This window comes from Streptomyces sp. P13-3-3, assembly GCF_050571355.1.
Classification (GTDB): Bacteria; Actinomycetota; Actinomycetes; order Streptomycetales; family Streptomycetaceae; genus Streptomyces; species Streptomyces althioticus.
On sequence record NZ_CP192228.1, the window covers coordinates 1,960,952 to 1,974,751 of the forward strand.

General features: G+C 72.3%; 11 protein-coding genes. 6 read left to right on the plus strand and 5 right to left on the minus strand.

The annotated features are described in order from the left end of the window. Positions 1-26: 26 nt before the first annotated feature. Entirely contained in the window at positions 27-716 is a 690-nt protein-coding gene (locus ACQZOG_RS08860) for a maleylpyruvate isomerase family mycothiol-dependent enzyme (RefSeq protein ID WP_203551028.1), read from the minus strand. A 224-nt stretch (positions 717-940) separates the two neighbouring features. Between ACQZOG_RS08860 and uvrA the strand changes: the two genes are divergently transcribed. Beyond that, positions 941-3,961, plus strand: coding sequence for an excinuclease ABC subunit UvrA (uvrA, locus tag ACQZOG_RS08865; RefSeq protein WP_359496346.1), 3,021 nt, complete (start codon positions 941-943; stop codon positions 3,959-3,961). Positions 3,962-4,027: 66 nt separating this feature from the next. Here uvrA and ACQZOG_RS08870 read toward each other — a convergent pair whose 3' ends face one another. Continuing rightward, the gene (locus ACQZOG_RS08870; RefSeq protein ID WP_430741421.1) at positions 4,028-4,948 is read right to left on the minus strand and encodes a carbohydrate kinase family protein; all 921 of its coding nucleotides are present in this window, start codon (positions 4,946-4,948) and stop codon (positions 4,028-4,030) included. Continuing rightward, positions 4,945-5,979, minus strand: coding sequence for a LacI family DNA-binding transcriptional regulator (locus ACQZOG_RS08875; RefSeq protein WP_203551030.1), 1,035 nt, complete (start codon positions 5,977-5,979; stop codon positions 4,945-4,947). The genes ACQZOG_RS08870 and ACQZOG_RS08875 overlap by 4 nt, the downstream gene beginning before the upstream one ends. A gap of 329 nt (positions 5,980-6,308) precedes the next feature. On the opposite strand from ACQZOG_RS08875, the gene ACQZOG_RS08880 reads away from it, so the two are divergent. Beyond that, positions 6,309-6,731 carry a Rieske (2Fe-2S) protein gene (locus tag ACQZOG_RS08880; RefSeq protein ID WP_033273121.1) on the plus strand — a complete coding sequence of 141 codons (423 nt, stop codon included), beginning with the start codon at positions 6,309-6,311 and terminating at the stop codon, positions 6,729-6,731. Between the two features lie 37 nt (positions 6,732-6,768). On the opposite strand, the gene ACQZOG_RS08885 is transcribed toward ACQZOG_RS08880, so the two are convergent. Continuing rightward, positions 6,769-7,716 (minus strand): hypothetical protein, encoded by a 948-nt coding sequence (locus ACQZOG_RS08885; RefSeq protein WP_365163927.1) that lies wholly within the window; start codon positions 7,714-7,716, stop codon positions 6,769-6,771. Positions 7,717-7,969: 253 nt separating this feature from the next. Beyond that, positions 7,970-8,146 carry a hypothetical protein gene (locus tag ACQZOG_RS08890; RefSeq protein ID WP_167338181.1) on the minus strand — a complete coding sequence of 59 codons (177 nt, stop codon included), beginning with the start codon at positions 8,144-8,146 and terminating at the stop codon, positions 7,970-7,972. Between the two features lie 337 nt (positions 8,147-8,483). On the opposite strand from ACQZOG_RS08890, the gene uvrC reads away from it, so the two are divergent. Genes uvrC through whiA form a run of 4 tightly spaced genes read left to right on the plus strand, consistent with a single transcriptional unit; the run spans position 8,484 to position 13,631 of the window. Beyond that, the gene (uvrC, locus tag ACQZOG_RS08895) at positions 8,484-10,595 is read left to right on the plus strand and encodes an excinuclease ABC subunit UvrC (RefSeq protein ID WP_037638990.1); all 2,112 of its coding nucleotides are present in this window, start codon (positions 8,484-8,486) and stop codon (positions 10,593-10,595) included. Continuing rightward, positions 10,592-11,587, plus strand: a complete 996-nt coding sequence (gene rapZ, locus ACQZOG_RS08900; RefSeq protein WP_430741422.1) for an RNase adapter RapZ — start codon at positions 10,592-10,594, stop codon at positions 11,585-11,587. Before uvrC ends, rapZ begins: the two co-directional genes overlap by 4 nt. Next, complete coding sequence (locus ACQZOG_RS08905; protein ID WP_033273125.1) at positions 11,584-12,651, plus strand: gluconeogenesis factor YvcK family protein; 1,068 nt, start codon at positions 11,584-11,586, stop codon at positions 12,649-12,651. Before rapZ ends, ACQZOG_RS08905 begins: the two co-directional genes overlap by 4 nt. Then, positions 12,642-13,631, plus strand: a complete 990-nt coding sequence (gene whiA, locus ACQZOG_RS08910) for a DNA-binding protein WhiA (protein WP_033273126.1) — start codon at positions 12,642-12,644, stop codon at positions 13,629-13,631. Before ACQZOG_RS08905 ends, whiA begins: the two co-directional genes overlap by 10 nt. Positions 13,632-13,800: the final 169 nt, after the last annotated feature.

Here is a 13,800-nt window from a genome sequence, read left to right on the forward strand (position 1 = left end):
GCGCCGGAACCGGCGCCGGACAGCGCTCACAGGGGCGGCAGCTTCGGGAGGTCCCCGCCCTTCACCGTCAGGGCGCCGCCGTCCCGGCGTCCGGCGAGCCAGCCGAGCAGGTCGGCGGGCGTCCCCTCCACCGTGACCGGCCCGCCGTCCGCCCCGCCCCCGGTGGTCCACGTCCGGCCGTCGGTGGACGACAAGGTGGTGGCGGGCACGTCCGCGTGACCGCTGAAACGGGCCGCGAGGAAGCCGGTCTCCCGCTCGGTGAAGTCCGCCGGCAGGTCCTCCAGCTCGTAGCCGATGCCCAGGTCGACGTGGTGCAGCTCCACCTCGATCCAGCGCCGGAAGGGCACCCGCTCGGCGCGGTCGGTGACGCCGTTGCGCAGTTCCACGGTGCGCGACCAGTCCGCCGGGACCGCGGCCGCCGCGCGGAGACGCTCCGCGCTCTCCCGCACGTCCGCGAGCTGTTCGTCCAGGGGGCGCGCGGCGCCCGCCTCGATGTCGGCGTCCCGCGCCTCGGCGGACGCGTACATGGGGCGGCCCTCGAAGACGTTCACCAGCGCGTCCGCGTTGCGGGCCAGGTGGGTCAGCACATGACCGCGGGTCCAGCCGGGCAGGCGTGACGACTGGGTCACAGCCGCGTTGTCCAGGGCGCCGACCGCATGGAGCAGCCGCTCGGTCGCGGCCTGTACAGACGCCAGGTCATCAGCGTGATCAATCATGGCGCCGACCCTAGCCGCGTCACACCTTCGGGTGAAGGAGGTGAACCGGACAGTAAAATCGAATGCACGTGCTATAAGGTCGGGTGCGGCGTCGGGCATGCTGGAGAGCCGGGGTTTGTTGACTATCCGTGAATCCGAACCGGCGTTGTCAGTGGCTCCCCCTAGTCTGAAGAAGACGGGGGCCCCGCCCCTGTCACTTCCCTTCAAGAAAGGTGCGGACCGGCGTGGCCGACCGTCTCATCGTCCGCGGAGCGCGCGAGCACAACCTCAAGAACGTCTCGCTCGACCTCCCGCGCGACTCGCTCATCGTCTTCACGGGCCTGTCGGGGTCGGGCAAGTCCTCGCTGGCCTTCGACACCATCTTCGCCGAGGGGCAGCGGCGCTACGTCGAGTCGCTCTCCTCCTACGCCCGGCAGTTCCTCGGCCAGATGGACAAGCCGGACGTCGACTTCATCGAGGGCCTCTCCCCGGCGGTCTCCATCGACCAGAAGTCCACCTCGCGCAACCCGCGCTCCACGGTCGGCACCATCACCGAGGTCTACGACTACCTGCGCCTGCTCTTCGCGCGCATCGGCAAGCCGCACTGTCCCGAGTGCGGCCGGCCCATCTCCCGCCAGTCGCCGCAGGCCATCGTCGACAGGGTCCTGGAACTGCCCGAGGGCAGCCGCTTCCAGGTGCTCTCCCCGCTGGTGCGCGAGCGCAAGGGCGAGTTCGTCGACCTCTTCTCCGACCTCCAGACCAAGGGCTACTCCCGCGCGCGGGTGGACGGCGAGACCGTCCAGCTGTCGAGCCCGCCCACGCTGAAGAAGCAGGAGAAGCACACCATCGAGGTGGTCGTGGACCGCCTCACAGTGAAGGACGGCGCCAAGCGCCGGCTCACCGACTCCGTGGAGACCGCCCTCGGCCTGTCCGGCGGCATGGTCGTGCTCGACTTCGTCGACCTCCCCGAGGACGACCCCGAGCGCGAGCGCATGTACTCCGAGCACCTCTACTGCCCGTACGACGACCTGTCCTTCGAGGAGCTGGAGCCCCGCTCGTTCTCCTTCAACTCGCCCTTTGGCGCCTGCCCCGAGTGCACCGGCATCGGCACGCGCATGGAGGTCGACCCCGAGCTGATCGTCCCCGACCCGGACAAGAGCCTCGACGAGGGCGCCATCCACCCGTGGTCGCACGGCCACACCAAGGACTACTTCGACCGCCTGATCGGAGCCCTCGCCGACGCGCTGGGCTTCCGTACGGACATCCCGTGGGCCGGCCTGCCGCAGCGCGCCAAGAAGGCCCTGCTCCACGGCCACAAGACCCAGGTCGAGGTCCGCTACCGCAACCGCTACGGACGCGAGCGGCGCTACACCACGGCCTTCGAGGGCGCGGTGCCGTTCGTCAAGCGGCGGCACAGCGAGGCCGAGAGCGACGCCAGCCGCGAGCGCTTCGAGGGCTACATGCGCGAGGTGCCCTGCCCCTCCTGCCAGGGCACGCGCCTCAAGCCGGTCGTCCTCGCCGTCACGGTCATGGGCAGGTCCATCGCCGAGGTTTCCGCGATGTCCATCAGCGACTGCGCGGACTTCCTGGGCGAGCTGAAGCTGACCGCCCGCGACAAGAAGATCGCCGAGCGGGTCCTCAAGGAGGTCAACGAGCGGCTGCGGTTCCTGGTCGACGTCGGCCTGGACTACCTCTCGCTGAACCGCGCGGCGGGCACCCTGTCCGGCGGCGAGGCCCAGCGCATCCGCCTGGCCACCCAGATCGGCTCCGGCCTCGTCGGCGTGCTCTACGTGCTCGACGAGCCGTCCATCGGTCTGCACCAGCGCGACAACCACCGGCTGATCGAGACCCTGGTCCGGCTGCGCGACATGGGCAACACGCTCATCGTCGTGGAGCACGACGAGGACACCATCAAGGTCGCCGACTGGATCGTCGACATCGGCCCCGGCGCCGGCGAGCACGGCGGCAACGTCGTGCACAGCGGCTCCCTGAAGGAGCTGCTCGCCAACGCCGAGTCGCAGACCGGCCAGTACCTGTCGGGCAAGAAGGCGATCCCGCTGCCCGAGCTGCGGCGCCCGCACGACCCCTCGCGCCGCATCACGGTGCGCGGCGCCCGGGAGAACAACCTGCGGGACATCGACGTGTCCTTCCCGCTGGGCGTCTTCACCGCGGTCACCGGCGTGTCCGGCTCCGGCAAGTCCACGCTGGTCAACGACATCCTGTACACGCATCTCGCCCGCGAGCTGAACGGCGCGCGCACCGTGCCCGGCCGGCACACGCGCGTCGAGGGCGACGACCTCGTCGACAAGGTCGTCCACGTCGACCAGTCGCCCATCGGCCGCACCCCGCGGTCCAACCCGGCGACGTACACGGGCGTCTTCGACCACATCCGCAGGCTGTTCGCGGAGACCACGGAGGCGAAGGTCCGCGGCTACATGCCGGGCCGCTTCTCCTTCAACGTCAAGGGCGGCCGCTGCGAGAACTGCTCGGGCGACGGCACCATCAAGATCGAGATGAACTTCCTGCCCGACGTCTACGTCCCCTGCGAGGTCTGCCACGGCGCCCGCTACAACCGGGAGACGCTGGAGGTCCACTACAAGGGCAAGTCCATCGCCGACGTGCTGAACATGCCGATCGAAGAGGCCATGCACTTCTTCGAGGCGGTCCCGGCGATCTCCCGCCACCTGCGGACGCTCAACGACGTCGGTCTCGGCTACGTCCGGCTCGGCCAGTCCGCGACCACCCTGTCCGGCGGCGAGGCGCAGCGCGTCAAGCTCGCCAGCGAGCTGCAGAAGCGCTCCACCGGCCGCACGGTCTACGTCCTCGACGAGCCGACGACCGGTCTGCACTTCGAGGACATCAGCAAGCTGCTGACGGTCCTGTCCGGCCTGGTGGACAAGGGCAACACGGTGATCGTCATCGAGCACAACCTCGATGTGATCAAGACGGCCGACTGGGTCGTCGACATGGGCCCCGAGGGCGGCTCCGGCGGCGGTCTCGTCGTCGCGGAGGGCACGCCCGAAGAGGTCGCCGGCGTGCCCGCCAGCCACACCGGCAAGTTCCTGCGGGAGATCCTGGGCGCGGAGCGGATCAGCGACGCCCAGCAGGTCCGCGCCCCGCGCAAGGCGGCGAAGAAGACGGTCGCCGCCCGGTCGGCGGCGAAGAAGACCACGACCAAGACGGTCGGGACCACCGCCAAGAAGACGGCCGGGAAGGCCGCGGGCAAGACCGCCGCGAAGAAGACGACGCGCGGCACCAAGGCCTGACCCGCCCGCCTCGTTCGTACGTGTGCCGTGCCGCAGGGACGCTCCCCGCGGCACGGCACACGTGCGTCAGACGGTCTCCCAGGCCTCCAGCTCACGGGCGTACGGAGGCTCCGCACCCGCGCGCGAGCAGGTGACGGCCGCCGCGCGCGCCGCGAACCGGAGCAGGCTCTCCCAGCCCTCGGCGCCGAGCCCGGCCACGCCCTCGTCGCTGAGCGCGTCACGCCCGGCCAGCCCGTGCAGCAGCGCCGCGTTCACCGTGTCGCCCGCGCCGATGGTGTCCACCACCTCCACCCGCTCACCCGGCACCGCGTATTCGCCGCCGTCCCGGGTGTACGCCGTCAGCCCGTCCCCGCCCCGGGTCACCACGACCGCCGCGGGGCCCGCCGCCAGCCACTCCCGCGGGGACCCGCCGAGCCACTCGGCGTCCTCCGCGGACAGCTTGAGCAGGGACACCGACGGCAGCCAGCTCAGGAACCGGGCCCGGTAGGCGTCGGCGTCCGGGACCAGCCCCGCCCGGATGTTGGGGTCGAGCGCCGTGAACACGCCCCGCGCCGACGCCTCACGCATCAGCGCCTCGTAGGCGCTCGCGCCCGGCTCCAGCACGAGGGAACAGGTCCCGAAGGACACCGCGCGGGTGCCGGCGGGCAGCGCCTCGGGCTGGCCGAACAGCCGGTCCGCCGTGCCCTCCACGTAGAACGAGTAGGCCGCCGAGCCGTCGACGCCGACCGTGGCGACGGCGAGCGTCGTCGGCTCGTCACCGCGCTGCACGGACGCCACGTCCACGCCTGTCTCCCGCAGCCGCTCCAGCAGGGCCTCACCGAACGCGTCCCGTGACACCCGGGAGCAGAACGCGGTGGGGGAGCCGAGACGGCCCAGCGCCACCGCCGTGTTGAAGGGGCCGCCGCCGAGCGCGGGCGTCAGCGCGGCGAGCGCACCCGCCCCCTGCGGTACCAGGTCGATCAGTGCCTCACCGGCTACGACGATCACGAGGGGTTCCTTTCTTCCGGGCAGCCGCAGGAGGTGCGGTGCACGAAGCTGCACGGGAGGCGTTCGGTGCGGGCCGGCCGGCCGGGGTCGGCGAGACGGTCCAGCAGCATCCGGACGGCTCGCGCGCCGATGTCCCGGCTCGGCTGGGACACGGCGGTGAGCCGGGGCGAGAACAGGTCGGCCCAGGCGAAGTCGTCGAAGCAGCACAGGGCGATGTCCCCGGGCACGGACAGGCCGTGGGCCTGGAGGGCGCGCAGGGCGCCGATGGTCATGGCGTTGTTGGCGGTGATCAGCGCGGTGGGACGGGAACCGAGGCGCAGCAGCTGGGCCGTGGCGCGCTCGGCCCCGGCGGCCTCCGAGTCGCCGTGCACCAGGATCCGTTCGTCGAACGGCAGCCCCGAGGCCGCCAGCCCGAGGCGGTAGCCGGTGATCCGCTCGGTGGTCGTGCTGAGCCCGGGCAGCCCGGCCACCAGACCGATACGGCGGTGGCCCAGACCGGCGAGGTGGGTGACCAGGCCGGTGGTCGGCTCGGTGCTCTCGGCGCAGACCTGGTCGAAGAGAGGCGGGCCGTCGTCGGCGGGCGGGCCGACCAGCCGGTCCAGGAACACGGCCGGGACCCTGTGCCGCCTCAGGTAGGCCAGGAGTCCGCCGGGCTCGGGGGAGGGCGCCACGATCATGCCCTCCACCCGGCGCTCGTGGAGCAGCTGGACGACCGTGCGCTCGTGCGCCGGGTCGTCGTGCGGATCAGCGATGAGGAGGCTGTACCCGTGCTCCAGGGCGGCCGCCTCCACGCCTTGGAGGATCTCCGTGAAGTACGGGTTGCTGATCGCGGACACCGCGAGCCCGATCGACCGGGTGCGGGCCGTGACCAGCGAGCGGGCCAGGGTGTTGGGGGTGTAGCCGAGCTCCTCCACGGCGTCCAGGACGGCCTGGCGGGTGTGGGCGAGCACGGGGCGGGTGCCGTTCAGCACGTGCGAGACGGTCGCGACGGAGACTCCGGCGCTGCGCGCCACATCCGCCATGGTGGCCATCGTCGTCCGTTCTCCTTCGTGGGTGCGGGGGCGCCGGCTGTCGGCTGTCGGCAGGCCGGCCGGGATGCGGGGTGCTCAGAGCGAAGTCGGCTCGGGTGGGGACCGTATCGCATGGGAGGGAGGGTCGTAAACGCTTGCGTAAGCGTTTACGCGAGCGCTTACGTGAACGCTTACGCAAGCGCTTACGTGAACATTTACGCCAACGATTACGTGAACGTTTGCGCAAGCGCTTGCGCGAGCGTTCACGACCCGCGTCCCGCCACCCCCACCCACCCCCGGTATCGTCCCGGTGAACACTCGTCCACCGCGTACCACCCGTGGGAGCCCGCATGTCCGCCCGACCCGCCGCGACCCGCCGGACCGTCCTGCGAGGCGCCGCTCTCACACCCGTCGCAGGGCTGGGACTCACCGCGTGCGGGGGCGGCGACGACAACAGGTCCGCCGCGCTGGCGGGGCCTGTCGAGCTGGGCCCGGAGAGCGAGGTGGCCGCGGGCGGCGCGAAGCTGTACCGGGACCACAACGTGGTCGTCAGCCGGGGCGAGGACGGCTCCCTCACCGCGTACAACACGGTGTGCACGCACGCGGGGTGCCCCATCAACAAGCTGGACGGGACGCGGCTGGTCTGCCCGTGTCACGGCAGCGAGTTCGACGTCACCACCGGCAAGGTGCTGCGGGAACCGGCCGTGGCGCCGCTGAAGCCGCTGGCCGTCGAGGTGAAGAACGGCACCCTGGTCGCCAGGCCCCGGGACTGACTCGCGGGCGGGGAGTGTCACCCGGGACCGGCCGCCGTCACTCCCAGTCCCAGGCGATCCCGACGTAGCCGGCCCGCAGGCGCGGTTCCACCAGGTGCACCGAGCGGTGCCGGGCGCTGAGCGGCAGTTCCTGGCGTCCCCCGCGCGGGGCCGCCGCCGAGTGCTGGGTGAAGCGGTGGCACCGCACCGGGAGCGCGGCGGTGTCGAAGCAGACCTGGAGCGCGTACTGGCCGCCGGGAGAGTCGGCGCCCCGTACGTACTCGCGGCAGACGTCGGCCGTGCCGTCCTCCACTGTGTACCTGAAGAGGAAGGTGTCGCCGGCGCGCAGCCGGATGTCGAAGAGCAGTTCGGCGGCGAGGACGCCGGTGTCGTGGTGCCGGCGTATGCGGCCGATACGGCAGTTCTCCAGGGCGCGGACGTGCATGCGCTCCGGGTCGGCGCCCGGGTCGCCGTGGTGGACGGCGATGTAGCGGTCGACGCCGTCGCGGTGGGCGCGCACGATGTGGTGCGACTCGCGCTCCGCCAGCTCCCGGCGGGCGCCGATGCGGACGCGCTCGTGATGGCCCAGGGTGTGCAGCCCGCCGTCGCGCGGGGCGCCGAGCTCGGCCAGGAGCTTGTCCAGGACGCCCGAGGCCTCGACGAGGGAGCGGTAGGTGCGTCCGGCGGAATCGCGGTCCCCGACCCGGTCGTCCGTCTCGGCGAGCAGACGGATCAGTGATTCCTCCGGCAGCTGAAGGATCTCCTCCAGCGCCCGGACGGCCCGCAGCGACTCCGGGCGCTGCGGGCGGCGGGCGCCCTGCTGCCAGTAGCTCAGGCTGGTGACTCCCACCTTCACGCCGTGCCGCGACAGGTGGTGCTGCACCCGCTGCAACGGCAGACCCCGCGCGGCGATGGCGGCGCGCAGGGCGACGTGGAACGGGCCGCCGCGCAGGGCCGAGTCCAGTTCTGCGGTGACGACGTCCGCGTGCTGTGTGGCGTGCGGCATGCAGGGGCCTTTCTGTGAATGTCACAACGGCTGGTCAGACCGTTCGCACGGAGCACCCCGGGGGCCCGCCCCCGTCGGCGCGGCGCGGTCTTCACATGCGTACGCCGTCGTTCAGCGCCCCGAGTTCCCCCGCATTGAAGCGTGTTGACCAGGTCCCGACAACCGTCTGGCCGCAGAAGCGGCACACGCGAGGGGGCCGTACCGGCCGTGCGGCCGGTACGGCCCCCTCAGGTGTGTACGTCTTCGTCCGGGATCAGGCCCCGTCGGTACGGTTCCCGCCGCGGAGCCGCGAGTCCGCGGCCCGGAGGCGCTTCGCGCGCACGATGTCGGGGTCGCGCGGGTCGAGGGACTCGGGGAAGGCAGCCGTCTCGTCCGTGTACCGGCGGTACCGGGCCGGCCGTCGTGTTTTCTCGATCCGCGTCTGGCGCATACGACCTCCCGACTCGCGGCCACGTGAGTGACCGCTGTCTCGACCGCCTCGGACCACCGGCAGGAGAGCCGGTCCGGACCGCCGGGCGGACCGCCACCGCGGTCCGTCCGCCGGCCCCGGTGATCGCCCGAGGCACGGACCCCCCACCTTCCCGCTTACCGGCCGCCGTAACCCATCCGGCCCGCATCGGCCTCGGCAGACCTGCCGGCCGGGCCCCGCGGGCCCCGTGGCGAAGGCCCCGGGCCCCTCCCGTCGCCCTCCCGGCCCCGCCGTGTCCCGGCCTCCGCCGTCCCCCGGCCCCGCCGTGCTGTCGGTGTCCGCCAGTAGGGTGTGTTGCATGGCCGACCCCTCCAGCTACCGCCCCAGACCGGGTGAGATCCCCGACTCGCCGGGGGTCTACCGGTTCCGTGACGAGCACCGCCGGGTGATCTACGTCGGGAAGGCGAAAAGCCTGCGCCAGCGCCTGGCGAACTACTTCCAGGACCTGGCCGGGCTGCACCCGCGTACCCGGTCGATGGTGACCACGGCCGCGTCCGTGGAGTGGACGGTGGTCTCGACCGAGGTCGAGGCGCTGCAGCTGGAGTACTCCTGGATCAAGGAGTTCGACCCCCGGTTCAACGTCAAGTACCGCGACGACAAGAGCTACCCGTACCTCGCGGTCACGATGAACGAGGACTTCCCGCGCGTGCAGGTGATGCGCGGTCACAAGAAGAAGGGCGTGCGCTACTTCGGCCCGTACGCGCACGCGTGGGCGATCCGCGACACCGTGGACCTGATGCTGCGCGTCTTCCCGGTGCGGACGTGCTCGGCGGGCGTGTTCAAGAACGCCGCCCGCACAGGCCGCCCCTGCCTGCTGGGCTACATCGGCAAGTGCTCGGCGCCCTGCGTGGAGCGGATCTCCGCCGAGGACCACCGGGAGCTGGCCGAGGAGTTCTGCGACTTCATGGCCGGGCGCACCGGCACCTATCTGCGCCGTCTGGAGAGGCAGATGGCGGACGCGGCCGAGGAGATGGAGTACGAGCGGGCCGCGCGCCTGCGCGACGACATCGGCGCCCTGAAGAAGGCCATGGAGAAGAACGCGGTGGTGCTGGCGGACGCCACCGACGCCGACCTGATCGCGGTCGCCGAGGACGAGCTGGAGGCGGCCGTCCAGATCTTCCACGTGCGCGGCGGACGCGTGCGCGGCCAGCGCGGCTGGGTCACGGACAAGGTCGAGGAGATCACCACCGGCGCCCTGGTCGAGCACGCCCTGCAGCAGCTCTACGGCGAGGAGACCGGCGACGCCGTGCCGCGCGAGGTGCTGGTCCCCGCCCTGCCGGACCCGGTGGAGCCGGTGCAGGAGTGGCTGACCGGCCGCCGCGGGGCGAACGTCTCCCTGCGCGTGCCCCAGCGCGGCGACAAGAAGGCCCTGATGGAGACGGTCGAGCGCAACGCCCAGCAGGCGCTCGTGCTGCACAAGACCAAGCGCGCCTCCGACCTCACCACGCGCTCGCGCGCCCTGGAGGAGATCAGCGACGCCCTGGAGCTGGACAGCGCCCCGCTGCGCATCGAGTGCTACGACATCTCCCACCTCCAGGGTGACGACGTGGTGGCCTCCATGGTCGTCTTCGAGGACGGGCTGGCCCGCAAGAGCGAGTACCGCCGCTTCCAGATCAAGGGCTTCGCCGGCCAGGACGACGTGCGGTCCATGCACGAGGTGATCACCCGCCGCTTCCGCCGCTACCTGGCGGAGAAGGAACGGACGGGGGAGTGGACCGACGGCGGGGAACCGGGCGCCGAGCCCGGTGCGCAGGCGGACCCGGGTACGGCCGCCGCAGGTCTCGCCGAGCCGCCCGCCAGCACCCTCACCGAGGACGACGGCCGCCCCAAGCGGTTCGCGTACCCGCCGCAGCTGGTCGTGGTGGACGGCGGCGCGCCGCAGGTCGCGGCGGCCCAGCGGGCGCTGGACGAGCTGGGCATCGACGACATCGCGGTGTGCGGCCTCGCCAAGCGGCTGGAGGAGGTGTGGCTGCCCGGCGACGACGACCCGGTGGTGCTGCCCCGCACCAGCGAGGGCCTCTACCTGCTGCAGCGCATCCGGGACGAGGCGCACCGCTTCGCGATCACCTACCAGCGCGCCAAGCGCGCCAAGCGCTTCCGCTCCAGCCCCCTGGACGACGTCCCCGGCCTCGGTGACACCCGCAAGCAGGCGCTGATCAAGCACTTCGGTTCGTTGAAGCGGCTGCGGTCGGCGACAATCGAGCAGATCTGTGACGTTCCGGGCATAGGCCGTAAGACGGCCGAGACGATCGTCGCGGCGCTCGCCCAGGCGGTACCCGGCGGTCCCGCCGTGAACACGGCCACGGGCGAGATCATGGATGACACGGAAGAACCCGGGCAGCAGACGGGTTCTCCGGGGGAGCCCGTGTCCACGGGCGCCCCGGACGAACGACGGGGGCAGGAGCGATGACCGAGCACGGGACAGGGTCCGGGGACCGGGCGGCACAGCAGGCGGACGGGGCCACGGGCCGCGCCGGCGTCCGGCAGGACAACGGAGCACAGGTGAAGACGGGCAAGGACAACGGCGGGGTGCCCGAGGCGGGCATCCCCGAGCTGGTGATCATTTCCGGGATGTCCGGGGCGGGCCGGTCGACGGCCGCGAAGTGTCTGGAGGACCTCGGCTGGTTCGTCGTGGACAACCTGCCGCCCGCGCTGATCCCCACCATGGTGGAGCTCGGCGCGCGCTCCCAGGGGAACGTGGCGCGGATCGCGGTCGTCGTCGACGTCCGCGGCCGGCGCTTCTTCGACAATCTGCGCGAGTCCCTCGCCGACCTCGACGCGCGCGGGGTCACCCGTCGCACGGTCTTTCTGGAGTCCTCCGACGACGCCCTGGTGCGCCGCTTCGAGTCGGTGCGCCGCCCGCACCCCCTCCAGGGCGACGGCCGGATCGTCGACGGCATCGCCGCCGAACGGGAACTGCTGCGCGAGCTGCGCGGCGACGCCGACCTGGTGATCGACACCTCCGGGCTCAACGTCCACGAACTGCGCGCGAAGATGCACGCGCAGTTCGCCGGCGAGGAGGAGCCCGAGCTGCGGGCCACCGTGATGTCGTTCGGCTTCAAGTACGGCCTGCCGGTCGACGCCGACCTGGTCGTGGACATGCGGTTCCTGCCCAACCCGCACTGGATCCCGGAGCTGCGCCCCTACACCGGCCTCAACGAGGAGGTGGCGTCGTACGTCTTCAACCAGCCCGGCGCCAAGGAGTTCCTCGACCGGTACGCGGAGCTGCTGCGCATGGTCGCCGCGGGCTACCGCCGTGAGGGCAAGCGCTACGTGACCATCGCGGTCGGCTGCACGGGCGGCAAGCACCGCTCGGTCGCCATGTCGGAGAAGCTCGCCGCCCGGCTCGCCGCCGAGGGCGTGGAGACGGTGGTCGTCCACCGGGACATGGGACGGGAATGACACGACGTACTCCGCGGCTGAGCCGGCTGCGCAGGGCCGTCCCCGAGGGCCGCGCAGCCCGGCCGGCCGAGACGCGCGGCGGACGCCCGCGCCGCCGGGGGACCCAGCCCAAGGTCGTCGCCCTCGGCGGCGGCATGGGCCTGTCCGCGTCGCTCGCCGCCCTGCGCCGGATCACCGGCGACCTCACGGCCGTGGTGACCGTCGCCGACGACGGCGGCTCCAGCGGCCGCCTGCGCGACGAACTGGGCGTGCTGCCCCCCGGCGACCTGCGCAAAGCGCTGGCCGCGCTGTGCGGGGACGACGACTGGGGGCAGACCTGGGCGCGTGTCATCCAGCACCGCTTCCAGTCCAAGGGCGACCTGCACGAGCACGCGGTCGGCAACCTGCTGATCGTCGCCCTGTGGGAGCAGCTCGGCGACCACGTCCAGGCGCTGGACCTGGTGGGCCGGCTGCTCGGCGCGCACGGCCGGGTGCTGCCCATGTCCGCCGTGCCGCTGGAGCTCCAGGCGCTGGTCAAGGGGCACGACCCGGAGCGCCCCGACGACATCGACACCGTGCGCGGCCAGGCCACCGTCGCCCTCACCCCCGGTGAGGTGCAGTCCGTGCACCTCGTGCCGAACGACCCGCCGGCCGTGCCCGAGGCGGTCGCGGCGGTGCTGGACGCCGACTGGGTGGTGCTCGGGCCCGGCTCCTGGTTCTCCTCGGTGATCCCGCACCTGCTGGTCCCCGAGCTGCTGGACGCCCTCGTCGAGACGAAGGCCCGGCGGGTACTCTCGCTGAACCTCGCCCCGCAGCCCGGAGAAACCGAAGGCTTCTCCCCGCAGCGTCATTTGGAGGTTTTGGGGCGACACGCCCCTAAACTCGCCCTGGACGTGGTGCTGGCCGACGAGGCCGCCGTGCCCGACCGCGACTTGCTGACCGATGCCGCCAAGCGGTTCGGCGCCGCGGTCGAGCTGGCCCCCGTGGCCCGGCCCGACGGAAGCCCCCGGCACGACCCGGAGCTGTTGGCCGCCGCGTACGACCGTATTTTTCGGATGCATGGAAGGATCGGCCCATGGCGATGACGGCAGCGGTGAAGGACGAGATCAGCCGGCTCCCCGTCACCCGTACCTGCTGCAGGAAGGCGGAGGTCTCCGCCATTCTGCGGTTCGCCGGCGGCCTCCACCTGGTCAGCGGGCGCATCGTGATCGAGGCGGAGCTGGACACCGCCATGGCCGCCCGGCGGCTCAAGCGGGACATCCTGGAGATCTTCGGCCACAGCTCCGAACTGATCGTGATGGCGCCGGGCGGACTGCGCCGCGGCTCGCGCTACGTGGTGCGGGTGGTCGCGGGCGGTGACCAGCTCGCCCGTCAGACCGGCCTGGTGGACGGCCGGGGCCGCCCGATCCGCGGCCTCCCCCCGCAGGTGGTCTCGGGGGCCACCTGCGACGCCGAGGCCGCCTGGCGGGGCGCCTTCCTCGCGCACGGCTCCCTCACCGAGCCCGGCCGCTCCTCCTCCCTGGAGGTGACCTGCCCCGGCCCCGAGGCCGCGCTCGCCCTGGTGGGCGCCGCCCGCCGGCTGCACATCGCCGCCAAGGCGCGTGAGGTGCGCGGCGTGGACCGCGTGGTCGTCCGGGACGGCGACGCGATCGGCGCGCTGCTCACCCGGCTCGGCGCGCACGAGTCGGTGCTGGCCTGGGAGGAACGCCGGATGCGCCGCGAGGTGCGGGCCACGGCGAACCGGCTGGCCAACTTCGACGACGCCAACCTGCGCCGTTCCGCCCGCGCGGCGGTCGCCGCCGGCGCCCGGGTCCAGCGCGCGCTGGAGATCCTCGCGGACGACGTGCCCGAGCACCTCGCCGCGGCGGGCCGGCTGCGCATGGAGCACAAGCAGGCCTCCCTGGAGGAGCTGGGCGCCCTCGCCGACCCGCCGCTCACCAAGGACGCGGTGGCCGGACGCATCCGCCGGCTGCTGGCCATGGCCGACAAGCGCGCCCAGGACCTCGGCATCCCGGGCACGGAGGCCAACCTCAGCGAGGAACTGGACGACAAGATCGGCGTCTGACGCCCGGTCACAAGTTCACCTGCTTCACCTGACGCCTGATCAGAACACCGGCGCCGTCGCCCACTTGGGTGACCGGCGCCGGTTTCCTGTGTCGTGGCGGCGCCCTTGACTCGATCATGTTGTGTCATGAGCCTGGCATCTGTTCGCCGCCGTGGCGGACCTCTTTCAG

Excerpts from the sequence above, each read along its gene's own strand:
- ACQZOG_RS08890 (WP_167338181.1), bottom strand. The coding sequence starts at position 8,146 with ATGCGCCAGACGCGGATCGAGAAAACACGACGGCCGGCCCGGTACCGC.
- ACQZOG_RS08875 (WP_203551030.1), bottom strand. The coding sequence starts at position 5,979 with ATGGCCACCATGGCGGATGTGGCGCGCAGCGCCGGAGTCTCCGTCGCG.
- whiA (WP_033273126.1), top strand. The coding sequence starts at position 12,642 with ATGGCGATGACGGCAGCGGTGAAGGACGAGATCAGCCGGCTCCCCGTC.
- ACQZOG_RS08860 (WP_203551028.1), bottom strand. The coding sequence starts at position 716 with ATGATTGATCACGCTGATGACCTGGCGTCTGTACAGGCCGCGACCGAG.
- ACQZOG_RS08885 (WP_365163927.1), bottom strand. The coding sequence starts at position 7,716 with ATGCCGCACGCCACACAGCACGCGGACGTCGTCACCGCAGAACTGGAC.
- rapZ (WP_430741422.1), top strand. The coding sequence starts at position 10,592 with ATGACCGAGCACGGGACAGGGTCCGGGGACCGGGCGGCACAGCAGGCG.
- ACQZOG_RS08905 (WP_033273125.1), top strand. The coding sequence starts at position 11,584 with ATGACACGACGTACTCCGCGGCTGAGCCGGCTGCGCAGGGCCGTCCCC.
- uvrC (WP_037638990.1), top strand. The coding sequence starts at position 8,484 with ATGGCCGACCCCTCCAGCTACCGCCCCAGACCGGGTGAGATCCCCGAC.
- ACQZOG_RS08880 (WP_033273121.1), top strand. The coding sequence starts at position 6,309 with ATGTCCGCCCGACCCGCCGCGACCCGCCGGACCGTCCTGCGAGGCGCC.